The sequence below is a fragment of the Acetobacter ascendens genome, assembly GCF_001766235.1.
Taxonomy (GTDB): domain Bacteria; phylum Pseudomonadota; class Alphaproteobacteria; order Acetobacterales; family Acetobacteraceae; genus Acetobacter; species Acetobacter ascendens.
The window spans coordinates 2,442,694-2,467,493 of record NZ_CP015164.1 but is presented as its reverse complement, the minus strand read 5'-3'; the positions used below and the strand labels follow the sequence as shown (position 1 = coordinate 2,467,493).

At 50.4% G+C, this 24,800-nt stretch carries 19 protein-coding genes, 2 tRNA genes and 2 pseudogenes; 10 read left to right on the top strand and 13 right to left on the bottom strand.

Annotated elements, in window-relative coordinates; genetic code table 11:
* Positions 1-105: 105 nt before the first annotated feature.
* Together hisB and A4S02_RS12070 are read right to left on the bottom strand one after the other, a co-directional pair.
* Positions 106-702 carry an imidazoleglycerol-phosphate dehydratase HisB gene (gene hisB, locus A4S02_RS12075; RefSeq protein WP_019089077.1) on the bottom strand — a complete coding sequence of 199 codons (597 nt, stop codon included), beginning with the start codon at positions 700-702 and terminating at the stop codon, positions 106-108.
* Positions 703-777: 75 nt separating this feature from the next.
* Positions 778-2,811 (bottom strand): NAD(+) synthase, encoded by a 2,034-nt coding sequence (locus A4S02_RS12070; RefSeq protein ID WP_070323917.1) that lies wholly within the window; start codon positions 2,809-2,811, stop codon positions 778-780.
* A 195-nt stretch (positions 2,812-3,006) separates the two neighbouring features.
* Between A4S02_RS12070 and A4S02_RS12065 the strand changes: the two genes are divergently transcribed.
* The 4 genes and pseudogenes from A4S02_RS12065 to A4S02_RS12050 form a co-directional block, all read left to right on the top strand.
* A tRNA-Gly gene (locus tag A4S02_RS12065) sits at positions 3,007-3,081 on the top strand.
* A 187-nt stretch (positions 3,082-3,268) separates the two neighbouring features.
* A pseudogene (locus A4S02_RS12060) lies at positions 3,269-3,592 on the top strand (transposase); the annotation flags it as partial.
* Positions 3,593-3,673: 81 nt separating this feature from the next.
* Positions 3,674-5,059 (top strand): IS1380 family transposase, encoded by a 1,386-nt coding sequence (locus tag A4S02_RS12055; protein WP_070323916.1) that lies wholly within the window; start codon positions 3,674-3,676, stop codon positions 5,057-5,059.
* A 175-nt stretch (positions 5,060-5,234) separates the two neighbouring features.
* A pseudogene (locus tag A4S02_RS12050) lies at positions 5,235-5,763 on the top strand (IS5 family transposase); the annotation flags it as partial.
* Positions 5,764-5,801: 38 nt separating this feature from the next.
* Here the strand turns inward: A4S02_RS12050 and A4S02_RS12045 are convergent.
* Positions 5,802-8,999: a glycosyltransferase gene (locus tag A4S02_RS12045; RefSeq protein ID WP_070323915.1), complete on the bottom strand. Its 3,198-nt coding sequence runs from the start codon at positions 8,997-8,999 to the stop codon at positions 5,802-5,804.
* A 319-nt stretch (positions 9,000-9,318) separates the two neighbouring features.
* Between A4S02_RS12045 and A4S02_RS12040 the strand changes: the two genes are divergently transcribed.
* Positions 9,319-10,740 (top strand): beta strand repeat-containing protein, encoded by a 1,422-nt coding sequence (locus A4S02_RS12040; protein WP_070323914.1) that lies wholly within the window; start codon positions 9,319-9,321, stop codon positions 10,738-10,740.
* Positions 10,741-10,870: 130 nt separating this feature from the next.
* Positions 10,871-13,690 (top strand): glycosyltransferase, encoded by a 2,820-nt coding sequence (locus A4S02_RS12035; protein ID WP_070323913.1) that lies wholly within the window; start codon positions 10,871-10,873, stop codon positions 13,688-13,690.
* Here A4S02_RS12035 and A4S02_RS12030 read toward each other — a convergent pair.
* Complete coding sequence (locus A4S02_RS12030) at positions 13,687-14,646, bottom strand: rhamnan synthesis F family protein (protein ID WP_070323912.1); 960 nt, start codon at positions 14,644-14,646, stop codon at positions 13,687-13,689. The two genes, A4S02_RS12035 and A4S02_RS12030, sit on opposite strands and share 4 nt — an antisense overlap.
* Positions 14,647-14,757: 111 nt before the next feature.
* Between A4S02_RS12030 and A4S02_RS12025 the strand changes: the two genes are divergently transcribed.
* Positions 14,758-15,027 carry an HU family DNA-binding protein gene (locus A4S02_RS12025; RefSeq protein ID WP_070323911.1) on the top strand — a complete coding sequence of 90 codons (270 nt, stop codon included), beginning with the start codon at positions 14,758-14,760 and terminating at the stop codon, positions 15,025-15,027.
* A 73-nt stretch (positions 15,028-15,100) separates the two neighbouring features.
* Here the strand turns inward: A4S02_RS12025 and A4S02_RS12020 are convergent, their stop codons facing one another.
* The 6 genes from A4S02_RS12020 to A4S02_RS11995 form a co-directional block, all read right to left on the bottom strand.
* Positions 15,101-16,381: an MFS transporter gene (locus tag A4S02_RS12020; protein WP_082246831.1), complete on the bottom strand. Its 1,281-nt coding sequence runs from the start codon at positions 16,379-16,381 to the stop codon at positions 15,101-15,103.
* A 247-nt stretch (positions 16,382-16,628) separates the two neighbouring features.
* A tRNA-Gln gene (locus tag A4S02_RS12015) sits at positions 16,629-16,703 on the bottom strand.
* A 90-nt stretch (positions 16,704-16,793) separates the two neighbouring features.
* Positions 16,794-17,435, bottom strand: a complete 642-nt coding sequence (locus A4S02_RS12010; protein ID WP_070323909.1) for a TetR family transcriptional regulator — start codon at positions 17,433-17,435, stop codon at positions 16,794-16,796.
* Between the two features lie 57 nt (positions 17,436-17,492).
* The gene (proC, locus tag A4S02_RS12005; protein ID WP_070323908.1) at positions 17,493-18,314 is read right to left on the bottom strand and encodes a pyrroline-5-carboxylate reductase; all 822 of its coding nucleotides are present in this window, start codon (positions 18,312-18,314) and stop codon (positions 17,493-17,495) included.
* On the bottom strand, positions 18,314-18,814 hold the full coding sequence (locus A4S02_RS12000) for a type III secretion system chaperone family protein (RefSeq protein ID WP_026019352.1): 501 nt from the start codon (positions 18,812-18,814) through the stop codon (positions 18,314-18,316). Before A4S02_RS12000 ends, proC begins: the two co-directional genes overlap by 1 nt.
* A gap of 55 nt (positions 18,815-18,869) precedes the next feature.
* A complete protein-coding gene (locus A4S02_RS11995) occupies positions 18,870-19,172 on the bottom strand; it encodes an accessory factor UbiK family protein (protein WP_026019353.1) in 303 nt (100 codons plus the stop codon).
* A gap of 280 nt (positions 19,173-19,452) precedes the next feature.
* On the opposite strand from A4S02_RS11995, the gene A4S02_RS15875 reads away from it, so the two are divergent.
* Both A4S02_RS15875 and A4S02_RS11990 read left to right on the top strand, forming a co-directional pair.
* Positions 19,453-19,623 (top strand): hypothetical protein, encoded by a 171-nt coding sequence (locus tag A4S02_RS15875; protein WP_019089087.1) that lies wholly within the window; start codon positions 19,453-19,455, stop codon positions 19,621-19,623.
* On the top strand, positions 19,620-20,537 hold the full coding sequence (locus A4S02_RS11990) for a DnaJ C-terminal domain-containing protein (protein ID WP_070323907.1): 918 nt from the start codon (positions 19,620-19,622) through the stop codon (positions 20,535-20,537). The genes A4S02_RS15875 and A4S02_RS11990 overlap by 4 nt, the downstream gene beginning before the upstream one ends.
* 63 nt (positions 20,538-20,600) lie before the next feature.
* Here A4S02_RS11990 and A4S02_RS11985 read toward each other — a convergent pair whose 3' ends face one another.
* Positions 20,601-21,017, bottom strand: a complete 417-nt coding sequence (locus tag A4S02_RS11985) for a hypothetical protein (RefSeq protein WP_019089089.1) — start codon at positions 21,015-21,017, stop codon at positions 20,601-20,603.
* 166 nt (positions 21,018-21,183) lie between these two features.
* On the opposite strand from A4S02_RS11985, the gene A4S02_RS15870 reads away from it, so the two are divergent.
* A complete protein-coding gene (locus tag A4S02_RS15870; protein ID WP_167542414.1) occupies positions 21,184-21,348 on the top strand; it encodes a hypothetical protein in 165 nt (54 codons plus the stop codon).
* Positions 21,349-21,377: 29 nt separating this feature from the next.
* On the opposite strand, the gene A4S02_RS11980 is transcribed toward A4S02_RS15870, so the two are convergent.
* Together A4S02_RS11980 and A4S02_RS11975 are read right to left on the bottom strand one after the other, a co-directional pair.
* Positions 21,378-22,130 (bottom strand): 2OG-Fe dioxygenase family protein, encoded by a 753-nt coding sequence (locus tag A4S02_RS11980; protein ID WP_070323906.1) that lies wholly within the window; start codon positions 22,128-22,130, stop codon positions 21,378-21,380.
* Positions 22,123-24,753: a mechanosensitive ion channel family protein gene (locus tag A4S02_RS11975; protein WP_070323905.1), complete on the bottom strand. Its 2,631-nt coding sequence runs from the start codon at positions 24,751-24,753 to the stop codon at positions 22,123-22,125. Before A4S02_RS11975 ends, A4S02_RS11980 begins: the two co-directional genes overlap by 8 nt.
* Positions 24,754-24,800: the final 47 nt, after the last annotated feature.

The window sequence follows — 24,800 nt, the reverse complement described above, 5'->3', positions numbered from 1 at the left end:
ACCATATAAGGCGCAGCCCAGACAGGTTTGCGTTCTTCTCGGTTGTGCCCAGCGCTGCAAAACAGATATGTCGGGCAGGGCTGGGTTATTAACCCGTATAAAAAATTATAGCACGCCTTTGGTGGAAGGAATGCTGCCTTGCGCCCGTGGGTCTGGCTCCACAGCCATGCGCAGTGCCCGTGCAAGTGCCTTGAACGCGGCTTCAGCAATATGGTGGCAATTTTTGCCGGCTTTTTCTGTTAGATGCAGCGTAAGCATGGCGGACATGGCAAAGGCCCGGAAAAATTCCTCTACCAGTTCGGTGTCCAGATCCCCAATGCGATCACGGGTAAACGTGGCATCAAATGCCAGAAACGGCCGGCCAGAAAGATCAACCACGGCTTCGCACAAAGCTTCATCCAGCGGCACAAGGGCATGCCCGAAACGGCGCACGCCACGTTTATCCCCCAAAGCCTGTTTTAAGGCCATACCAAGGGCAATGCCTGTATCTTCAACACTATGATGACCATCAATATAGAGGTCACCCTTCACGGTTACTTTCAGATCAAACAGGGCGTGCTTGGCTAATGCCGTAAGCATGTGATCGAAAAAACCGAGTCCGGTTTGAATATCGGCCTGCCCGGATCCATCCAGATCAAGGGTAATGGCGATATCGGTTTCGCTTGTAACGCGATGGATGGTGGCTTGACGCGATGCTTTCATAATGTTGGCGAGTATAGCCCAAGATGGGGCATAACGCCATTAGGGGAGCGGTGGGCAGAAATCCTCTTTTATGGCTTAGGTTTCGGGCACATTGTGTTTCAGGTCATCCAGCCAGAGGTGGGCATTGCCATCGGAGGGGGCGCGCCAGTCCCCACGAGGGGAAAGGCTGCCGCCGGGCATAATTTTAGGGCCATTTGGCATGGCAGAGCGTTTGAACTGGCTTGTCGCAAAAAAGCGCCTCACAAATATTTCCAGCCAGTGGCGAATGGTGGGCAAATCATAGCTTTTTTGCTCTGATGCCGGAAAACCCGGTGGCCATTGGCCTGTTGAGGTATCCTGCCAAGCCTGTTCAGCCAGAAAGGCCACGCGTGATGGGCTAAAGCCATAGCGCAGAATATAAAACAGAGTGAAATCATGCAGGGCGTAAGGGCCTATGATGCTTTCCGTACTTTGGGGGCCATTTTCACCCACAGGAATAAGTTCGGGAGAAATTTCTGTAGCCAGAACGTCTGTCAGCACTTTGCCAACACTGGGCGCAAAATGGCCCGAAGCAATGCACCAGCGAATAAGATGCTGGATAAGTGTTTTAGGCAAACCAGCATTCACATTGTAATGCGCCATTTGGTCGCCCACTCCATAGGAGCACCACCCTAACGCCAGTTCGGAAAGATCTCCTGTGCCAATAACAATACCATGATGTTGGTTAGCCAGCCGGAACAGGAAATCCGTGCGTAGGCCAGCCTGAACATTTTCAAATGTAATGTCATGCACAGGCTGCCCATCTGCATAAGGGTGCTGAATGGTGCGTAGCATCAGCTCCGCAGCAGGGCGGATATCCAGCGTTTCATGCGTGATATTTAGCTGGATCATTAACGCGTTGGCGCTGGCAAGGGTTTTATCCGTTGTGCCAAAGCCAGGCATTGTATAGCCTCGTACAGCACTGCGTGGCCAACCCAGCTCATCTGCAGCACGCACAGCTACCAATAGGGCGTGCGTAGAATCCAGCCCACCGGAAATACCGATAACCATGGCTTTAACGCCACTTGTTTTAAGGCGCTGCTTGAGAGCGGATACCTGAATGGTAAAGGCCTCAAAGCAATCCTGCGCCAAGCGTTCTGGGGCGGCGGGCACAAAAGGAAAGCGGGAAAGGGGGCGTTTGAGGCCAAGATTTGCGGAGGGAGGCGTTAAGGGAAAGCGAATGTGCCGCCATGTATCTGTATTTGTTTGGCGCGCTGCATCAGCAAAGCTTCCCATACGCAGGCGTTCTTGCCGCAAAAGCGTAAGATCTACATCGGCAATCACGGTGGTTGCGCCGGAGGGAAAGCGCGCACTGTCTGCCAGCAAGTTACCGTTTTCAAAAATAGCGGTTTGGCCATCCCAAGCCAGATCTGTGGTGGATTCACCTTCTCCGGCTGCGGCATAAAGGTAAGCTGCAACATTACGGGCAGAAAGCGATTGGCACAGCATGTTCCGAGTTTCTGCCTTGCCAACTGTAATGTCGCTTGCTGAAAGGTTGGCAATAATTGTGGCGCCAGCCAGTGCAGCATGTGCTGAAGGTGGGATAGGCACCCACATATCCTCACAAATTTCTACACTCAGGCAGAATGAGGGCACATCCTCTGCTTCAAACAGGAGATCCACCCCAAATGGCACGGTATGACCATTGATCTCTATTGTCTGCCCGCGAATATTTGCGCCGGGGCGAAAATGCCGTGCCTCGTAAAATTCTCGGTAATTGGGGATATAGCTTTTGGGAACCACACCCAGAATTTTGCCAGAATGAATTACGATGGCGCAGTTATAAAGTGCGTTCTTCCATAATAGCGGTGCGCCTACGACCAGCACAGGGCACAACGCGGCAGAAGCCTGCGCCAAGGAAAGAAGAGTTTTTCTGGTTTCTGCCAGAAGCGCTTCCTGTTGTAGAAGATCTTCCAGTGTGTATCCACATAGCCCAAGTTCAGGAAACACACTCAAAACGGCACCATCTGCCGCACATGCTGAAGCAGATTCTAGAATACGCTGCGCGTTTATCGCTGGGTTTGCCAGCGCTACGGGTAAGGTGCAGGCGGCTACACGGGCAAATCCCTGATGATAAAGGGATCGGAACATGGAAGCAGACACGGTTTTCCTTCCTTGCGGCGCAAAAGCGTTTGAGCATCAGTATCAGCACAGGCTGAAAAGCACCAACAGGCCTTTCCAACACAAGTAGGAAAGGGTGAGAGAAAGAAAATGCAAATTCAGGCATTTTTTTCATTTTCCCTCTTGCCTATCTGAATGATCATCCGTAAAAGGAGGCCATCCAATGCGGGCGTAGCTCAGGGGTAGAGCACAACCTTGCCAAGGTTGGGGTCGTGGGTTCGAATCCCATCGCCCGCTCCAGATTTTCCCAAGAAAATCAGAGCGGTTTACAGAATTCCAGAAATGGAGTTCTGTTTTTTTTGTGCGCTTTTCACAGCGCCAAAATACCAAGCCGCACAAACAGTATGCCTGTTTGCGGGCTTAGAGCCCTTTTGGAAATTCGCTATGATAGGTTTTCAAGAGGTTTTGAGCGTGATTCAAAGGCAGGATGTGGACGCCAGCACAACGAGGCCGCATGGCCGGAATTACACGCAAGACGAAACGCTATCCGTCTGATCTGACAGATGAGGAATGGGAGCGCATAGCGCCTCTGATGCCCCCTGCGAACCGGCGTGGTCGGAAACGGACAACCGATTTCCGTGAGATCATCAATGCTCTGCGCTATCTCGTGCGCTCAGGCTGCGGTTGGGAGATGCTTCCGGTTCATTTTGGCCCATGGCAAACGGTTTACTGGTGGTTCCGCAGGCTGATGCGCCGTTTCCTGTTCCAGACCATTCATGATGTCTGTCTGATGCTCGACGCGGAAATCTCACGGAAGGGTTGTACATCGGGTTAGATTATGAAAAAGTCTGTTTTGCACAAAAGAAATTTTCGTAAGCTATAAGAAAACCCGATGCAGACAGAGTGTAGCGCAGGCGCGTATGAATTTCCAGCCTCCTATGGACGGCGTGTTGTAGCCCGTTTTGACGGGGGTCGCATGAGTTCGGATGGCGGTGTCATCCTGGTAAAGCAGGTCGATGATAGTCTGGGGTTCAGTCGCCGTTTTGCTGCCTGTTTTCGCGATGAGCGGCATCCTGCCTTTGTGGAATACCGGGTTGAAGACCTTGTCCGTCAGCGGATCATGGGCCTGGCACTGGGCTATGAAGATCTCAATGATCACGATGCCCTGCGGCATGACCTGATCTTTGGTCTGGCCTCGGGCCGTCTGTCAGGAGGCCGGGCAAACTGCGCAGCATTGGCTGGCAAATCCACGCTGAACCGGTTGGAGCGCAGTGGGCAGCAGGCAGATCGTTACTGCCGCATCATTGCTGATCATGAGGCCCTGGCTACCCTGTTCGTGATGCTTTTCATGGACCAGCATGAGCGCGCACCCGCCCGGATCGTTCTGGATGTGGATGCCACCGATGACCGTATCCATGGCCATCAGGAAGGCCGGGCCTTTCATGGATATTACGGCCATAACTGCTATCTGCCGTTATACATCTTCTGCGGGGACCATCTCCTTAGCGCTACCCTGCGCACGGCAGACAGGGACCCGGGGAAGGAAGCACTGGCAGACATCCGCCGGATCGTGGAGCAGATCAGGAGCCGCTGGCCCCGGGTGCGTATCCTGGTGCGTGGGGACAGCGGTTTCGCCCGGGACAGTCTGATGACATGGTGCGAAGACAACCACGTTGACTTCCTGTTTGGGCTTGCAGGCAACACCCGCCTGTATGACCGGATTGCCTCTTTGTCCGCTGAGGTTCGTGACGAAGCCGCCACGACAGGCAAAGCGGCGCGCGGCTTTGCCTCCTTTGACTGGATCACAAAGGACAGCTGGACGCGCCGCAGGCGGGTCGTGGCCAAGGCCGAATGGCGCCATGGCAACCGCTATCATCGCTTTATTGTCACCACGCTACCGCAGGGAATGTCCGACCCCCGCCATCTCTACGAACAGATTTACTGCGCACGCGGGGATATGGAAAACCGCATCAAGGAATGCCAGATGGATCTGTTCTCAGACAGGACCTCGTCCCACACCATCCGGGCCAACCAGCTCCGGCTGTGGTTCTCGGCCGCTGCCTATGTCCTGCTGACCGCTCTGCAAAGACTGGCCCTTGGCCAGACCAGCCTGGAGACGGCGACCTGTGGCACCATACGCGCACGACTGCTCAAAATCGCGACACGTGTAACGCTCAGCGTCCGTCGGATTGTCCTGTCCATGCCGGACATGTTCCCCTGTCAGCATGAATTCGCCCTCGCTCATGCACGATTGCGAAGGCTCCGGCAGGCCATCTGAAGAAACAGACAGTGCACAGACCACATAGCTTCCACCAACACTGCCTTCTCAGGCCGTGACACCCTCACTGCGTTCAGAACCCGCCGCCAGAAGCAGAATATCGTCAATATTCCAGATCGGGCTCCTGTGGGATGACTGAACTCTACAAAATGACCTGAAATTGCCTCAAGTGTGAGAAATCCGCGTCGATCGTGAAGCGGCAGGACGCGAAACCAGTCCATCGGGTGGTGTCATTGATAGCCAGAGTATCAAGGCACCCCACGCAAAGACACGTGGTTATGACGCAGGCAAGAAGATCGTCGGTCGGAAACGTCACATCGCAGTTGATACGGATGGCCGCCTTCTCCTGGTCCAGCTGACAACAGCCGATATTTCGGACAGTGCAGGAGGACAGATGATCCTTGATGCCATTCGCAAACGCTGGCCTTGGGTGAAGCACCTGTTTGCCGATGGAGCCTATGACCGCCTCCAGTTGATGGATAAGGCCACTTTTCTCGACTTCACAGTCGAGATCATCCGGCGGTCAGAGACAGCAAAAAGGGTTTGAAATCCTGCCGCGTCGGTGGGTTGTGGAACGGACCTTCGGTTGGATGATCCGCTGGCGTCGCCTTGTGAAGGACTACGAACAGCGGATCGACGTCGCAGAGGCCATGATCCACATCGCCATGGGAAGCCTCATGCTACGCCGAAACGCTCATCCGTGAATTTCCAAAAGGGCTCTTAGCGTTTTGATCCGTAATTTTTAGCTTGTTGTGACCTCACGCTGCTTGGCGCTTTTTTGCACCAGTCTGATCCACGGGTGACGTGCTTCTACTAATGAGACGACGCGCTGTTTATGCGCCATCTTTTCCGTTACATTATTGGTCATAGATGTTTGGTGTACGCGATATTCAGCCAGCACTTCCGGCACATGGGTGCCCCGCAAACCATATTCGGCCATGGTACACCAGAGATCATAATCCTCCCACCCCATTGCATCCCGCCTTACATAGTAACCACCAGCGGCAGCCCATGCCCATTTGGCTACCAGAGCCATGGCATCAATATAATTTCCCGCGACCAGTTGCATGGGGCGGAAAGGTTCTTGGCCTAACGTTGGGTGTTGGGCAGGATCTCCAAATTGCTGAATAATTGGGTAGGCGTAAGCTGTTAATTCATCTGTGGCGCTTACAAGTGTTTCACATGCATGTGGCAAAAGCCGATTATCTGCATCTAAGGGCAAAAAGAATGGGGTTTCAGCGTAGGTAACACCACAGTTACGTGCGCCGCCCAACCCCGCATTGGTATTGGTTTGAAGCAGAACGAGGCGATTAAAGCGCGCTGTCTGTTTTTCCATCCAGCTTTTGATCAGGTTGATTGATCCATCTGTAGAACCATCGTCAACAACAACTAAATCAAGGATTGGGAGGGTTTGCAGTCGAACGGATTCTAGTGCCTCAAGAATAAAGCTTTCGTAGTTATAAGATGTAATAATAACGGTAACGTTTGCTTCTTGCAGAGCATCATGCACGAACAGTACGCTGCAATCTGGAATATCTGGTAGATTGCGCGCCATGTAATTTCCGCGTGCAATCTGTATTTCAGCAGTTTGGGCTGCCTGCTTTTCTCCCTTCAAGCTTTCCATAATGGTGCCTAGGAGAATGGCTTGGCGTTGTGGGCCGAAGTGCCACAGGGCAGCATGATACGCATTTCGCGCCATACTGCGGCGCAAATCTGGGTTTTCAATAAGCGTGCGTAGTGCGGTTTCCCACTCTTCCGGTGTTGTAGCGAACAAACCGGTGCTGCCATTTTCAACACATTGGCGAAAGGGGGCTGTTGGTGAAACAACTGATGGCACACCAGCTAAAGCGGCTTCAAAGAATTTTAATTCACTTTTGGCGTTACAGAATGGATTCTGTGTTTCCAGTGGCGCAATTGAAATATCAAAACGGGCTAGTTCAGAAGGAAGAGCAGGTAAGGTGCACATATCTCGCCATTCTATCTGATCACGCACGGGTGCGAATTCAGGAAACTCGTTCATGAGCAGAACGGGGCGATGGTTTCCTGTTTCACGAAACAGTACAAGCCGAAGGTTGGGTTTTTCCTGTAACAAGCGTGCAAGAACACCGCTTACCTGAGCAAAGTCTTTCTGGTGCGTGCGGGAGCCTGTTGCGTAGCCAATACGAATAATCTGTTCAGCAGGGTTAAGCTGACGCATACGATACGCTTTGCGGCTTAGGGCCAAGCATGCTGCATTATAGGTATTAGGTACAGTATAAGTAACGGGCTGATAAACCCGCATGGCATCTGCTAAGGCGTCTGTTGGGGCAAAGCCAATATCTGTGCGCAAAAGGGTGCGCTGCATATCTGTAAAAACAGTTTCTATCCGTTCTTCCGTGGCGCCAATACTGCGTATGCCATCAATAATATCCATACGCGCAAGGCTAGGAATAAACGTGAGATCATCTGTATCAAAAATAACAGGTATGTTTTGTTCCCGTGCCAGCCGCAGCATAATGTCTACATGGCCGCTGAATTCAACACGCCATAGAACCATCACATCAGCCCAATTGATATCATCGGGGCCAACGTCTGCGCAGCTCTTCCATTGTGCGGGAAAGCCCGCAAGAGAGCAGGCAGCGGCATTGCGGATACAGCGGTAATTTACGCCGGGGGAGTCGGGCTCACCTGCAACAAAAAGAACATTGAATTCAGAAGACCGTAAAGGTTGTTCAAGGGCAGGAATTGCAGCAGATTCTGGAACATCAGGAAAAGTAAGCGGTGTAACGGAGTTGTGCTCCAGCAAGACTGGTGGCGGAGCCGGAGGGGCCTGCGGAGGGGATTCTAGTTGTGGGGGGTGAGGCAGATCTGGAACGTAGGGAACAGTCACCCCTTTTACTAATGCACGTGCAATAGAACGAATAACGCCCGAAGGGGTTGAAAGATACGTTTTAAGCGCATCTTGCGCTTCAGTCCGATCAAGAACCTCCTGCGCAAACCGGCTCCATAGATCATGAATGTGCTGGGAGTAAGCAGAGTACGTTTGTTTTAAGGATTCTATATATGTACTTAGGCCAATTATGTAGTTGTTAAGAGTATCCGTTTGTTGCTGAGAATAAATTTCTCTCTGTTTTACTGTGCTGATAAAGCCAGTTAAGCGTTCTGTAAGCTCTTGTTTTTCTTTAATAAGAGCTTGTTCGTTTTCCCGAGTTTGTTGAAGAGCTTTTTGAAGTGAGTCGATTTTCTGTGCGCTTTGGTCGCTCTCATGATGCGTCAGCATTTGTTGTGAGAAAACATGACTGCGCGTTTGTACCAGGTCCTGTTTGAGTGTATTTATCTGGGTATGGGCAGCCGTTAGAAGTGCTTTGTTGAACCAGAAGTCTCCAGCAAAAGCGAAGCGTTCACGTAGCAAGCACTTGGTGGTTTTTTCCGTATCCGAAAGGCGGGAATCCGGTGTGAGCAGGGGAAACAGGCTGGCAATCTCTGTCGTTGCCAGAATTCCCAATCCTTTTCCTTGTGGAAGTGTAAAGGCAGGGAAGAGAGTGGAAAGGTGCTCCCACGATTTTGCTCGTGGCGAGTCTTTTATGCCTTCTAGAAGAAAAAGAGTACCTTCTGGGGCGGTATTTAGAAGATGCTGAATGGATTCAGTCGCCTGCCACATTTGCGCAGCTATATAAATAACTCGATTGTTATGTGTGATTGCAGGTGGCAACTCTGCCTGAAAGGTGAGTTGGAATGGTGAGGGGTGAATATTAAAGCTAAAATTCAGAGTTTCCTTAATGGAAAGGCTGCTTCCAACCAATAATAATCCACTAAAAAACGCCTCCTTAAGAATCCATGTCAGGAAGGGTATGTTTTCACATCCAGATGTACTGTTTTGTATGAGCACAACGGGCGTGAAAAGCGGAGAATCTTCCAATGATGAGAGAGATTCTGAAAGCGAAGAAGGCGGTACAGGCATGAGTCCGGCACGAGTCCAGTTATGGTGATGAAAAATAACAAACAATACTAATGTGCTATTCTATACAATTATCAGGAAAATTATAAATATTTGTCACTATAGGTTAGGCGTTTTTTGATTTCATCAAAGAGAGAAATTTCTTACAGTGCTAATGGCTGGCAATGCTATGCAATGTCGGCCGTTAGCGAGGGAATAACGCTATAATCTACTTGCGTTTCGTGCAGTATTTTGCGAAGCAGGAAAGGATAGCGTTAGATTGCCGTAGGCGGGTTGGAATTTCTGGCTAGCGCGGCAAAATGTAAAGAAAAAGGACGGATACATGCCGATTATCACGGTTGTCGGTGCGTCCGGTAATGTTCAGGTTACCGTAGACGGCGCACAGAATTCGGTCCTGTACAACCAGGCCACTGACCTGTCGAACCAGTTGAACTCAGTCATCAGCACTCTTGATGCACAGAATCTTTCTGCTGGGGACACAACCTTTAGCGATAGCAACAAGGCTGGCTATGGGGTTATTACCTCTGCAGGCTCTTACCGCGTTGCTGGTAATGTTGATTATCTGAGCATTGGTTCCGATGCCAGCACTCAGCCGGGTACGGCTCTTGATGGCTGGGTGAACGTTAATGCATATGGTGGCACAGCCTCCAGCATGACCGTTCTTGGCGGCACCAACACAGGTATTGCTTTCCGTGCAGGCGATCAGAGCGGCCAGTTCCTGGCTGGATCTGGTGACAACCTGTTCGAAGGCAACAGTCTGTCCACGGCAGGTAACTGGAACATCATGACCGGTAACGGTGATGACACAGTTAACAGTGGTGCTGGTAACAACACCATCTCTGCTGGCCAGGGCCACAACACGATCGATCTGGGTTCGGGCATGAACTATGTTCATTCCGATGGCCAGGACACCATTACAGCAACTGCTGGTCGTCAGAGCGTTACTCTGTCTGGCAGCAGCTCCACGGTTCAGTTGTCTGACAACTCCCTGGTTGTGGATGCCAATGGTAGCCAGCAGATCACGGTTGGTGGTGCTTCCACCGTTACCGGTGGTTCTCTGGATTACATCAACTTCTCCGGTGCTACAGGCACTGTTGAAGGTGGCCAGAACAGCACGATTTCCGCTGCTCATGGTAACCTGCAGACCGAAAACACCGATTCTGCACTGATCAACGTTTCCGACGATCTCACCTTTATTGGTGGCACGGGCGAAACCACCATTACGGCTGGTCACGCTACGATCTTCGGTTCCAACGGTCTGGATATCCATGTTGGTGCAAGCCTGCAGGGCTCTATCGATGGTGCTGGCGCGAACAACCTGTTCGTTGCAAATGATGGTAACGAAACGCTGGATGGTGCATCTTCTGCATTCGGGTTCCAGGCATTCGGTAACAACGCAGGCACAACAGGCACCCAGACCTTCATCGGTGGCACAGCTTCCGATACGCTGGTTGCTGGTGTAGGTAACGCCACCCTAGAAGGTGGTAGCGGTGCAGCTAACGTGTTCGGTTTCCGTAACAGCGTTGCCGGCGCAGATTACACCATTCAGGACTTTGGTAGCGCTGCTAACAACTCCGTTCTGCTGGTTGACTACGATTACACCAAAGCTTCTTTCCAGACAGACGTTCTGGATAAAGCAACACACAGCGGTAACAACACCACAATTACTCTGTCTGATCACAGCCAGATTACATTTGTGAATGTTGATACCCTGAACGAAAACCAGTTTTCTGGTCTGAAGTAAGTCTTTAGAACAGGTTTACGTTCTTGCTTAAAAGGAAAGCCGGGCCTTATGGTCCGGCTTTTCTTTTTTGAATAGGTTGTATAAAAAGGTTGTGTGGTATTCTTAAAGTATTGTGAAAGAATTAAAGCTTATGGCGTATTCTGAACTACCGTGTGACACGCCTGAAAAGCAACAATCTACCGAAGAAGCTCTTACTGCCAGTTATCGGGCCAGTATGCGTATTCAGGCTATGCGCATGGACGGCATAGCTCATGAAGCATCTTACCTTCGGCATGAACTTTCACAGTCACAACATCAGCTTAGCATCTGGCAGCATACGTTATCTTGGCGTCTTACGGCCCCGTTAAGGGTGGTCCGGCATTTAAGTAAAGGGCAGTTGCCTACCGGCCGAAAGATCTCGGATGTTTATCATAGACTACAAGAAATTTATCAGGATGAAGGTGTAGCAGGGGTAAGGTTTCGTATCTCTCACCGCTTGGCGCGTTCATCTGTTGGACGTGCTGCCGAGCGTCTATTTGAGCGTAAAGCTGCCAAGGGGAATGCAACTGTTGATAATGGCACCAAGAAAAACACAAGTATTTTAACGCATGAAGAAAAAATAAATCAGGTTTATTCTGCAAAGGTTAGTCAAGAACGCTTAAAAAATTTTACGCCTCGAATCCTTATTATTGCAGAACTATCTTTGCGCCAATGTGCCAAATATCGCGTTTGGCAGAAAGAAGAGCAGCTACGGTCTTTAGGGTGGCTTGTAGAGGTTGTTGATTGGCGAGAAACAGAAGAAGCACTTTCAGCTCTTCAAGTGTGCACTGAGGTTATTTTTTACCGTGTTCCCGCGTTTCCTGCGGTTGAAACGCTTCTTAAGGAAACAAGGCGGTTAGAGCTTTCCCCTTGGTGGGAAGTGGATGATCTTATTTTTTCTGCGGAAGATTATAAGCAGAATGGCAATCTGGCCACGTTGGATAAACAGGAGCAAGAAGAGCTTCTTTTTGGCGTTCGGCTTTTTCGTAAATGTTTGTTGTCTTGCGATAAGGCTATCGCTTCTACACGTGTGCTGGCCCAGGCAATGCAAAAAGCCGGCATTCAGCACACTGTCGTTATAGAAAACGCTCTGGATCAGCAGACTTTGGATGTGGTGGTGGCCATTCGGCAGGAAGGCGTACCTCAGCATGATACGCAGCGCGAGATACGCATTGTTTATGGTTCAGGCACACGTACGCATGATGCCGATTTTAAGTTGGCAGCAGCCGGTATTCTTGCTGCTATGCAAGCAGATGCGCGGCTGACACTGCATATTATTGGAGATCTTACTCTGCCATCAGAGTTTGATTCGTTGGGTGAGCGTGTCCATACCCAAACGGGGCTGGATTATGCAGCTTATATGAAGTTGTTGGCACAGGCCGATATTACGATCGCGCCGTTAGAACCCACGATTTTCAATGATGCCAAAAGCAATATCAAGTTTCTGGAAGCAGCCGTTTTAAGTCTGCCAGTGATCTGCTCGCCGCGTGATGCGTTTATGCAGATTGTGCAAGAAGGTAAAAATGGGCTTGTTGCGCAGACCGATACAGAATGGCGCGATGCTATTTTAAAGCTAGCGGCAGATAGCACATTACGAAGCACAATTGGCGATCAAGCGCGTAACGATGTTCTGGACCACTACAGCCCAGAAGCCATTGTGAAAAATCAGGTTTTGCCAGCATTTGGCAAACCGGATGTTCAGCAGGCAATAGAACTACGTATTTTATGTGCAAATATTTATTATGAGCCACGCTCATTTGGCGGTGCAACATTTGTTGCGGAAGAAATGACACGCCAGCTTCAGCAGCAAGAAAACACAAAGGTGGCGGTGTTTACTTCGCGCCCAGCTTTACCGGAACGTGGAAAATCCAGCATTCGCTATTGTATGGAAAATACAGATATTCTGGGTGTGACTACGCCCCCAGATCATGATTCCGTAGCCGGGTTGGATAATACCGATGCCACGCAGGCTTTTAAAAAGTGGGTAGAGGCATTTCGTCCTTCAGTTGTGCATTTTCACGCAACACAAGGGTTAGGGCTGGGCTGTGTAAGGGTATGTATGGAAAAAAATATTCCTTACGTCATCACTCTACATGATGCCTGGTGGCTATGTGAACGGCAGTTCATGGTAAAAGCCGATGGACATTATTGCTTCCAAGAAAAAATCAATCTGCACACGTGTCAGCTTTGTGTGCCTCATGCACGGCATTTGGCTGAACGTCAGGTATTGATGACAACGGCCATGCAACATGCGGCATTGCTGCTGACCCCTAGTGCCGAACACCGTGCGCTTTTTATTGCGAATGGAGTTCCAGCAGACAAAATTCGCGTTAACCGGAACGGGTTTTTGTGGCCAAAATCTCCTCATACGCCACGAGCAGCAGGCCAAAAGCTGCGGTTTGGCTATGTTGGAGGTACGGAAGAAATAAAAGGATATTCTCTTGTAAAACGTGCCTTTGAAACGCTAAAACGAGATGATTGGGAACTGGTTATCGTTGATAACAAGCTTAATCTTGGTATCAAATCTGTTTACACAGGGGCATGGAAAACACAGGGGCAGGTTTCCACCATTCCTGCCTATACGCGTGAGACGATAGACGAGTTTTTCAATAGCATTGATGTGCTTCTGTTTCCTTCACAGTGGAAGGAAAGCTATGGCTTGACTGTGCGTGAAGCATTATCGCGCGATGTATGGGTGATATCTACGGCTCCAGGTGGGCAGGCAGAGGATATTGAGGATGGGGTGAATGGCACCCTTATCCCTATAGATGGCAGGCCCGAAACCTTGCATATGGCGGTAGAGAATCTTCTGGATACACCCGGATTTATGCAGGGCTATGTAAACCCCAACAAGGCTACTCTTGCCACGTTTGAACAGCAAAGCGCAGAACTGGGAAACTGGTTGCACGAAGTGGCGCAAGTCTCAGGCTAACGTATAAACCGTTTCAGATGGCCTACTTTCCAGCGTAGGCCATCTGCTGTGCTGATAAGGTTATAAAGCGTTCGGCCTTTTGCTGTTGTGGCAGCCGGTACTGGCCTGGATTCGTTCTTGCAAAAGCTATCTGTAACCCATTGTGGGTTAAAGCCGCAGGCTGGGGGAATAACCTCTGGCCATTGGTGCAAGTTCGAGATGGCAAAGCTGTTGTTCCGTAAGAGTTCGCGTTTGATAAAAGGGACCTGCCCTGAAACGGCAAGAGAATACCAGTGCGTGTGCATAGGATTGGTGGGAAGAAAGCGGGCTAGGGGGGACTGTAAATCGCTCCAAGCTGCCTGAAGAGGAATGCCAGCTTCTTGTAGCGCAACAGATAATCCTAGTTCCCCATGCCAGATAATTTCATTCCGGCTCATGTGTTCAAAGGGTAGGGAGAAAACGCGCTGCACTGGTGCTGTTTGCAGTGTCTGTTGTGAAAGCCCAACAAACCATGATTGCAAATGTGGTGTTACTAATCGGGAGGCAACAAGCCCCCAAGCGGGTAGCGCATATGCGCGTGCTTGTTTCAGTACATCGGCAAGAGGCTGAAATGGCCCGAAGACACTGTCATTCGCTAAAAGGATGTACGGAGCTTGGGCTGCAACATTTTTTTGCAACAAAAAACGCCATGCCCCAAAGTCCATCCCGCCATTAGGGCGTTGCCAAACGTGAATATTGTTTTTTTTACAGAAAACAATGGTTTCTTTATCTGCTGGTGTTTCACCAGAAAGAACCAGATGGAGAATAAAACCGCAGTTCAAAATGTTTTTTAGGTAAAACCGTGTAAAAATTGGTAAAATACCATCTGGTGCAAATGCAGCAAAAAGACATACAGACCCCGGTGGCAAACCTGTGTCTGAAAAGTCACATGATCTGTTTTTGCTGACAGGATCGGGAGGATTTAAAAGATGCTGCATTTTTTAAGTTGGTTTTTTCATCAAAATGTGACTACAAGCCCTTAAAGCATAGGCATGATAGCCAAATAATTCTTGTGCATACAGTTCTGTCTGAAAGGGAGTTAGTACTTCATGAGCAAGGCCTTTATTGCAGCAGTGATCCAGGACTCGATCAACTGCACCGGCGTTGCCGCCAATCAGGCAGCGAATGACCTTATTGATGCAATTGTAGAAGAACTGAAGCGTGAAGGTGGTTTTACACTTCCTTCTTTCGGGACTTTTACAGTGCGTAAAACCAAAGCCCGTAAAGCCTTGAACCCTCGCACAGGTGAGCAGGTAAAGGTTAAAGCTGGCAAAACGGTGCGCTTTAAAGCAAGCCCGAACCTGAAAAAGACTGTTTAAGTCTGAACTATCGGGTAGCTGAATAAGCTTTTGAAAGAGCCTTACGGACATTGCTTCGTAAGGCTCTTTTTTATTAGGAATGCTCGGGTGTAATGTCTTCCAGCCTGTCTAGCTTGCGCAGGCCGGGGAAGAGCGTCATCCAGATTCCGCTAATGCATAATGTGCCAATGCCGCCTAATACAACGGCAGGAATGGGGCCAATAGCAGCGGCTAGCATTCCACTTTCAAACTCTCCCAACTGGTTAGATGAGCCGATAAAGAGCATATTCACGGCAGAAACGCGGCCTCGCATTTCATCCGGTGTGCCAAGTTGAACCAGTGCTCCGCGTACCATAACGCTAATAACATCAGCTCCGCCCAATATTGCCAACATGATGACTGAAACAGCAATGGAGTGAGAAAAACCAAAGGCAATGGTGGCAAAGCCAAAAATGGCAACGGCTGCAAACATCCACAACCCAGCATGTCGTCCCAAGGGATGTCGGGCCAGAATAGTGGCCACCAATAATGCACCAATACCGGGGGCGGCTCGTAGCAAACCTAATCCCCAAGGGCCTGCATGTAGAATATCATTTGCAAAAATGGGGAGCATGGCCGTGGCTCCTCCCAGCAGAACAGCAAACAGATCTAGGGAAATAGCCCCCAGCATGGTGGGTTTACGGCGTAAAAACGCAATGCCGCCAAAAACCGCAGCCAGTGTTGCAGGTTGTTTGGCCCGGGTTGGAAATTGTAATTTCATGGAAAAAGTACAAAACGCTGCAGTGGCAAAGCTAAGCGCACACAGCGCGTAACATACCCCAGCACCCAAACCGTATAGTAACCCGCCCAAAGATGGCCCTGCGATACAGGCTACTTGAAATAAGGAGGAAGAAAGGGCGGCTGCACGAGGAAAGAGTGCAGGTGGAACCAGAGAGGGTAGAAAAGTTTGTTGTGCGGATGCCTCAAAGGCGCGGCAGATACCAAATATCACCACAAGCCCGTAAATCATGAGGGAAGTAAGATGATGTGAGAAGGATGCATACGCCATGAATGCTGTAGCAAGCGCTTCAATCACCTGGCACGAAATAACAATACGCTGCCGGTTATGCTGGTCTGCGGCGTGCCCGGCAGGGAATATAAACAGCACCATAGGTAGAAATTGCGCCAACCCCACAAAGCCCAACGCGGCTGCACTATGGGTAAGGGCATAAACCTGCCATCCTACAGCTACTGCCTGTACTTGAGATGCAAAGGCAGAAAGTGTTCTGCCCCCTAGAACAGCAGGAATACCCGGTTGCTTTAAAAGTGAAGGAGACGGCGCAGAAGGGTTTGTCATGGGAAGAGGGGCAGTCTGATAGAGCAAAAGAAAAAGCACTAATGGCGTTTTCTACCAGAGAAAGGAATAGCCCGTAACGTCAAGAGTAAGTGTGAGTAGAAGAAAACTTTTCCAGAATAGTTTTATTTTTTAGATGATATGCTTGAAAAGTTTTCCCAAACTTAAATATATAAGAAATATTTTACTTGTTTAATAAAATATAGAATACAAAAAATCTTAAAAATAAACGTTTTCACTTCTTTGTAGAAAAACAGGAAGCGCGAATATTGGCAAGGATATTGAGTTCTGGCTGGGGCGGGAGGATTCGAACCTCCGCATGGCGGAATCAAAATCCGCTGCCTTACCGCTTGGCTACGCCCCATCAGCATTAAGCTGCCAGTGCCGCCCTTTTTAAGGCAAACTGGCAGCTTTCGTAAAGTCTGTTTTTTTATATCTTTGTTAGAAGGAAGAATTAGTTGCCTTCTGCAAAGCTAGAATCTGCATCGGGCAGAGCTTCCAGATCAGGCAATCCGTCATCCAGAGAGGCAGCTTCATCACCCGCAGGAAAAAGGCCAAAACGGGCCGCTTTGTCTAAGGCCTGATCCAGGGCGGCCATTGTGCTGCCCATATCGGGGCTGTCATCTTTTTCCCATGCGCGCAAAGTATGGGTCCATACGCCCACAATCATGTTCACGCGCACAAATCCGCCTAGCCCATTGGCGTTAATACCGGCGGCATCTGCCATCCAGCGCATACTTTCAAGCGTGGCACCGCCCAGAATAATAGCTAAGGGCGGGTCCATAGGCAGGCTGCGCAGCACAGAGCCGAGGCCATCGCGATATTGCTGGAACACATCCAACCGCCGCATCAACAGGTCAAACAGGCGCTCCCGCGTGTTGCCGCTTACTGTGTCATCAGCCAGAGCCACATCGTCCGCCATACGTCCAAGACGGAGCAAGATGGAAGCCTTAAGTGGGAAGCGTTGCCGTGCCTCACGCAGAGAAAGGCCTGCATCACGCGCTGCATCCAATACAGAAATGCTAGACCAGCCACGTTCTGCAGCAAGTGTTAGAGCTGATGAAACCAGCGCTGCATCAAAATCATCATTGTCCATTTAAAAACCTGCGGGAGAAGAAAGAGAAAATATAATCAATAGTCATAAAGGCAAAAATTAGAATGCAAGTTCCTTGGCGCGTTTAACGGCAGCAGCAATGGCGCTTGAAACAGCCTGAGGCCATGCATCCGATGCCATAAGAACCTTTAGCGCAGCTTCTGTGGTGCCACCGGGGCTTGTAACGTTCTTGCGTAATTCTGCGGCATCGGTGGGAAGCTGATGCAACATCTGCCCCGCACCACAAATGGTGCCGCGTGCGAGTGCGCGGGCTGTTGAGGCATCCAATCCTTGTTCCACACCGGCTTGTTCCAGAAGTTCTGCCAAAAGGAAAACATAGGCCGGTCCGCTACCAGAAATGGCAGCTACGGAATCTATCAATCCTTCCTGCTCAACCCATACGGTTTCACCCACAGCGCTGAGGAGTTGATCACACTGTTTTTTCTGTTCTTCAGAGGCTTCAGGCGGTGCATAAAGCCCGCTCATACCAGCGCCCAAAGCAGAAGGGGTGTTGGGCATGCTTCTGATGATAATAGGGGAAGCTGTGGCATTTCCTTCTCGGTAAGCTGCTAACAGGCTGGCAATGGTGCGGCCAGCCATAACGGAAAGCAGTGTGCCGTTAGGAAAGCGCTGGGCAAGTTCTGCCAGAACGCCATTGGCTTTTTGGGGTTTGACAGCAACCAGAATAATATCTGGCTTAAAGTTAGCCGGAATAGCATCAAGAGAGCGCACAACACTGTGGGGTGCAGGAAGCTCTGTAAGGTGCCGGTCTATAATTACAGAAGGGGCTAATCCGCGCGCAAGCCAGCCTTCCAACATGGCACCGCCCATTTTACCGCAACCGACCAAAAGAATGGAGGGCAGGAGGGGGATGTTTGTCATTATGCTTCTCCCTGACAATCAATCATGGCTGTTGCGAGTGCTGTTTTGGCATCTAACCCTGCGTGTAGAAAAAAGCGGAAGGCAGGGTAAAAGCGTTCGCATTCAGCCAACGCAATATCAATCATGTCTTCAAATACATCGGTAACGGCTGGCGTGCCGCGTAACAGCAGCGCATGACGAAAGAGCAGAACGCCGTCTTCTGTATCTAGGCTGAAGTGCCCAACCCATATCTGCTCATTCGCCAGCCCGATCAGTTCGTATAGATCGGAATGCTGCGTAGGTGCTGCCTTAAGATCGAACGCGCAGGTAAACAGAATGGCGCCCAGTTCGGCAGACCATGAAAAGAACAATCCGTAATCACACCAGCGGGAAGGGGCTTCTGCTGCCATTTCCGTGGGGGTACAGCGTTCGAATGTCCATCCATGGCCACCAATTACCTGTTCCATCAGGTCAAGCGGGTTGGCGAGCATGGATGATGCTTCGGAGGTCAATGCTGGCATGGGGTTACTCCGTGCCTGCGGGAAGGCAGAAAAAATATTGAGGGAAAGTGCTGCTTCAGTCCTGATGCTGGTGCCCATGTTCATGCGTGTTATGGGCCAGCTTATGTTCCAGAGCAGTTACGCGTTCTTCTAGCGCAGCCAAGCGGCGTTCGGCTTCTTCCTGGCCAATGCGAGCTTGGGCAGCCAGATCACGCATCACTTCAAATTCTTCACGGCGCACAACCTGTAAGCCTGTCAACACTTCATCTACGCGGCTGCGGACAATAGCGTGAATTTCTTCGCGCACACCTGTAAGGGCGGAAAAAGCTCCACCGGCCACGCCGGCAAGATCATCAAAAAAGCGCGGTTTGTCAGCCATGACCGGTTTCTCCATCATTCTGGTTTGCGGCATAAATGTTAGCAAAGTGTGTTTACGCCGTTATCTTACGTTCTGGGCTTTATAAAGAGTATGAGCGCCAGATGCCACGCCTTACTTTTAGCGGCTGCTGGATATATGGGTATCAGCCATTCACATGGTGCCGGGTATCCATTGACCGCGCCTCCGAGCGTTCCCATTATTATAAGTAATGTAATGAAAAAGCTGAGGGCACATGCATGTTCTTTTTATGCGGCCTTCAGGAATATGGAGAAAGTGATTTATGAACAATTTAACGGCGGAGGCATATCTTAAACCCCGCCTGGAAGCTTTTGTGAAAGAGGCAGAACAGGCCGGGTATTCGCGTGATGTTGTGATTGCTCTGCTTATGAGCCTGCTGGATACGGATAATTTTTCCGATTCCAGCCCAGCTAGGCAGGGAGGCGCTGCATGAGCGTGCGTGACCCGTATGACGTGCTGGGCATTTCCAAAAACGCCAGCCAAGATGATATTCGCAAGGCCTACCGCAAATTAGCCAAAAAATATCATCCGGACCTAAATCCGGATGACAAAAAAGCGGAAGAAGAGTTCAAGGCCGTTAATCAGGCGAATGATCTGCTCTCAGATTCAGAAAAGCGTGCGCGTTTTGACCGGGGTGAAATTGATGCCGCTGGGCAGGAACGTCATCCCGGTTTTGGTGGCGGAGGCGGCGGGTTTAATGATTTTGGCGGAGGCGCCGGTGGCTTCCGCTACAGTGGTGGCCCAGGTGGCGCAAGTGGCTTTACTGAAGAAGATCTGAGCGATCTTTTTGGTGGCATGTTTGGCGGAGGTGCACGGGCGCGTCGGTCTGGCCCACGCAAAGGGGCAGATCGTTCTTATACGCTTAAGGTCAGCTTTCTGGATGCGGTTAACGGCGGCAAATCGCGCATTACTTTGCCGGAAGGCAGCACGCTTAATGTGACAATCCCCCCGGGGATAGAAGATGGCAAAGTGTTGCGCCTGCGCGGTAAGGGGGCGCCCGGTGTGCAGGGTGGTCCAGACGGGGATGCACTAATTACTGTTACCGTGATGCCTGATCCTACATACACGCGGGAAGGGAATGATCTGCGGGAAAATTTGGATGTAGATCTTAAAACCGCTGCGCTTGGTGGGGCTATCATGGTGCCAACTCCAACAGGAACGGTGAAGATGAACGTGCCTGCAGGTTCAGATACAGGAAGTGTATTGCGGTTACGCGGTAAAGGCGTGCAGGCGCATGGATCGCGGCCCGCAGGTAATCTGTACGTGACGTTGCAAGTAAAAATTGGCAAGCCAGATGCCGCTTTGCAGGAATTCCTGAAAAACTGGAAGCCTGCAGAAGAAAAGTAATGCAGGCCGATAAAATCTTTCCTCGCCCATTTATTTCGGGCGGGGAAAGGTGTGGAATTTCAGTTATTCACCGTCATCGCGGTAAAGAGGAACTTCCATTTTATGCCCGTCTTTTTTAAGCAGAACCAATTGAGCAGTATTTTCTGAAAGACGTGTTAGCGTAGCGGTTACGTCTTCTTGCTGTCCTTCCCATACTTCGTTGGATTTACGTGCCAGGGCAAAGTGGTTTTGCTTTACAACTTTGCTGATGTTGTCAGGTACAACAACCAATAAACGTGCTGCGGGGCCAACAGCGCGGTTACCCATAATGGTAATGGGTTCCATAACCATTGTGACAGCCCATTTACCCATAAAACTTGCAATGGAATAAGGCTGGGACGGCGCAGTTTTTTCTGTTGCGGTAGGCTTATCCGGGGTTTGGGCAAACACGGGGGAGACAAGGAGGCTGGTGGCAAGCAGTGCCGAAGCAATCTGTTTCAAGTCTGAAACTCCAAATGAAATTCTTCTTATGTGAACCCCCGGTAGGGGTGGCGTCCACCCATTTTAGGACATGGGGCAATCTCACTGCTCTTGACGAAAGGGACAATCGTAGCCAGATAAGTGCTACAAACAAACCAGCATTGCATAAAATGAAAAGGGCACAAGTATGAGTGAAGCAGAACAGCAAAACAGTGTGGTTTCTTCTGCTTCTGCAGTTTCTGCTTATGATACCATTTCTTTTAAAGAATGCTGCCAGATGGCCGGCGCCATGTTTTTTGTATTTGCCTGTCTGGCATTAGGCCTGCATGCTATTTATTACGCAGGCTATTAAAAAAGACCGGATAAACCGGCCTTTTTATTTCACTCGTGGCGAAGTGTCACAACCAATACATCACGATAAGCGGGTAAGGCGGGGTTTACAGCCTGTACAGGCGTTACCCCATGATACACGCGGCTATCGTTTACAAAAGCAGTATCCAGTGGGTTGGTTAGCGTAAAACCGCCCACGCGTTGGCGGTTAAGATCGTGAATGGATGTTTCTCCGCGCGCAATATTTTCTCTGCGAATCATCACAACACATACCCAATCTACCCCATCTCTATGCAAGCCTTCTGGGGTTGGCTGCCCGGCGGCATCTTTGCTGGCTTCAATGCGGAACTGATGAATTTCTGCATGCCATGCCGAAGGGCGTTGTTTGGCAGGAGTCATATCCACCGCCAACCGATGCATAAGCTTTAGAATGGATATTAAAGCCGGATTTCTGCCAATTTCTGGCAGCACAGGCTGAAACCACCGTTCAATACCCCCATTCAACGTATTGTAATCTCGGCTTTGGTAATGGGGCTGATGTGGTTTGCGCAGGATTTCCTGATCAGAAAGAGAGAACGTGGCATAGCGGCGGCGGCGATACCGGCCGCCATCCGCCATATACCGGTCACATCCCAGATCATTCCAGCTTGCGGCAAACTGATCCCAATCAGCTAACCCAAAACCTTGCAGGATAGGGTCCATGCTTGCCGCTTGCAGGAAGGCAAAGCCCTCCTGCGCCAGCGGTTTTTCAATACAATCAAGGGATATTGCACCCCCTGAAAGGTCTAACCCGGTTTCAGGCATGTGGTGGTTCTTTTGCTGCAGGCGGTGCTTCTGGGGCAGGGGGAGTAGCTTCTTTCTGCACCTGAGCTGCACGCTGGTTGATTTTTTCAAGCAGTTCCGGCGGCATTGTGTCCATTGCCAAATGGACAGGCGTGCCGGGCGGTGTGGTGGAGTAAGATGTTGGTGTATAGAATTTCACACCCTGAGCCGCCATGCGGTTTGCAATGCGGCGGTAGAATTCACGCTGTACTTTCCACTTCATCATAGGTGCAGTTTTGATGGAGCCTACCAGCACAGCACCGTTTCCGTCCGAACTATCAACACCCAGATCAACATAATCGGACAGGATGATGTTCTTGTAAGCATCTTCCTTGCGCATTTCCTGAACGGTGTCTTGCATGATCTTGGCAACGCGTTCGCTGCTTTCGGTCAGATCTACCGTCTGATGCACAATAACCTGGTTAAACCCACGTGCCGTATTGGCAATGGAGGTTACGGACGAGAAGGGAATAATGTGTAGGTCACCATCCACAGAGCGCACGCGCAATGTACGGATGGAAAGATGCTCCACAATACCGGCAATCCCTCCGGTGGTTACCCAATCTCCTACCTGAATGGCGTCTTCCGCCAACATGAAGAAGCCGGTGATAATGTCTTTAACCAAGCTCTGAGAACCAAAGGAAAGACCAACACCCAAAATACCGGCACCGGTTAGCAAGGGCGTGACGTTAATACCAATTTGGGAGAGCGTGGTAACCGCCACAAAGATAATAATAACCGCCAGTAAGACAGTGCGGATAATAGGCAGCACTGTGCGCAGCCGTGCCGCGCGCGCAGACTGTGCGCTGGAGGTGTAACGGGTAATCTGTTTTTCCAGCAGACCGTTCACCACTTCCCACGCCACAGCGGCAACTGTCATGCCGATAAGCAGACAGATAGCAGCGCCAATCAGGCGGCCACCAAGGGCTGAATCAAAGAAGAAGCGGAAGCTGGGAATGCTCCAGCTTTGGGCAAGGCAAACAATGGTAATAAAAATAATTGCAATTGTGATAATCCGGCGCACGAACGGATAATAGAAATCCGCACGTTTTTGCATGCCCGGATAACTGGCTTCCAACGTAGGGCTGATACGGAACAGTCTGTCCTGCAAACCATATGCTAACAAGGCAATAACGCGGGAAAGCACTAAGCACAGGAAGGTAAGCAGTGTTCCACGCAGAATCCACTGATAGCCGCCCTTAAGATGCGCGGCCCAGACAAACCATAGTGCCATGTCCAGAAACATCACAGGCACCCACCACACATGGGCTAGCGTGCCAGCAAAAGCCCACAGGGCATTTTTACGCATGTTGGGGGAGGGTTGCAGTGCCCGCGCCACAATGTGGCGGAGATGCCAGATAAAGGCTGCAATAATCAAATGCTGGATCAGCACCACAGCGCGCTGCATGGCATCTACACCGCGTGGGCTGAGATCGAACTCACTTCCCAAAGTGGAAAGGCAGATCACAATGGACGGGGCAGCCACCAGCACATTCCACCAGCGTGTTAGCAAGCGGGCTGTTTCATCCGATGCAGGAATAAGGCGGATAGCGTAGGAGCGTGGTGCCAGTGTTGTTTCAACAACTAGATAAAGCCCACGTGCAATGGCGTAAGCATTAATAAGGGTGAGAGCAACAGTGTGGGCTTGCGCTGTAGTCGTTAGAAATTCTGCGCCCAAATAGCCAACAAGCAAGCATACCGCAACCGGTAGCAGCTTGATAAGAAAATGCAGCACATTATACGGCACGCGTACTAAATAATGGAGTACTTCGGTGCCGCGCCGTTGGTCGTTTTCACGCGTTTGGGTGGTATCTGCATCATTTGCCGCTGCGGCATCACTGCTATCGGCTGCGGCGACAGATTCGGCAGAAGCTTCCAGCCGTTTTTCCCGGTTTTTTGCATGCTGCGTTACAGAGTTCAGCGGTTTGCGCATTGCAATGCTGGTGGCGCGCTCCAGAACTAGGGCGAGGCCAATAATCAGCAAGGCACGGCTAAACGCATCAATCAGGGTCTGCCGAGAAGCCGGATTGCGAATTTCGTTTTTAAACCATGGGCCAACAACACTCAAGTCTTTGAAAAGGCTGGTGAAGTTGTTCAGATAGCCATGAATTGAGCTTTGCAGCGTATCCAATTCTGAATGAACATCGCTGTCTATAACTGCGTTATCTGCCTGTGGTTTGGCAGCAGCAGGCGCTGGCGTTGCTTTAGGTGCTGCTGGTTGTGCGGCGGGCAAACCCTTGGCCATAAGGGAAAGGGTCTTGGAAAACTCTTCCCGCTTTTGTGGATTATTCAGAACGTTCAGCAATTGCTGTGCGTCCTGTTGTGTCAAACCATTGGTTTGAGGAACCGTTGCTGCCGTATCTGCCTGAGCATGCGTAACAGGGAAAAGAAAGCCCAGCCCCAACGCAAACAGACAAAAAAGACGACAAAGCCATGCAGCCCAAGAAGGCGACTGAGGCGGAGAGGGTGAAAAGGATAGACTCTGATCCGGACTATTGGCCGCCATGGGGGCGCTGCATCCTTTGCTGAACGGGTAAAAATATACGAGGGCATGCAACAGCCACGCCCAATCTGCCTCTAGGGTAGGAGGCAAATTGGGCGGCATCAAGATGATGCGTGTTGATAGCAGTTGTTCAGAAAGGAACGGGCGCG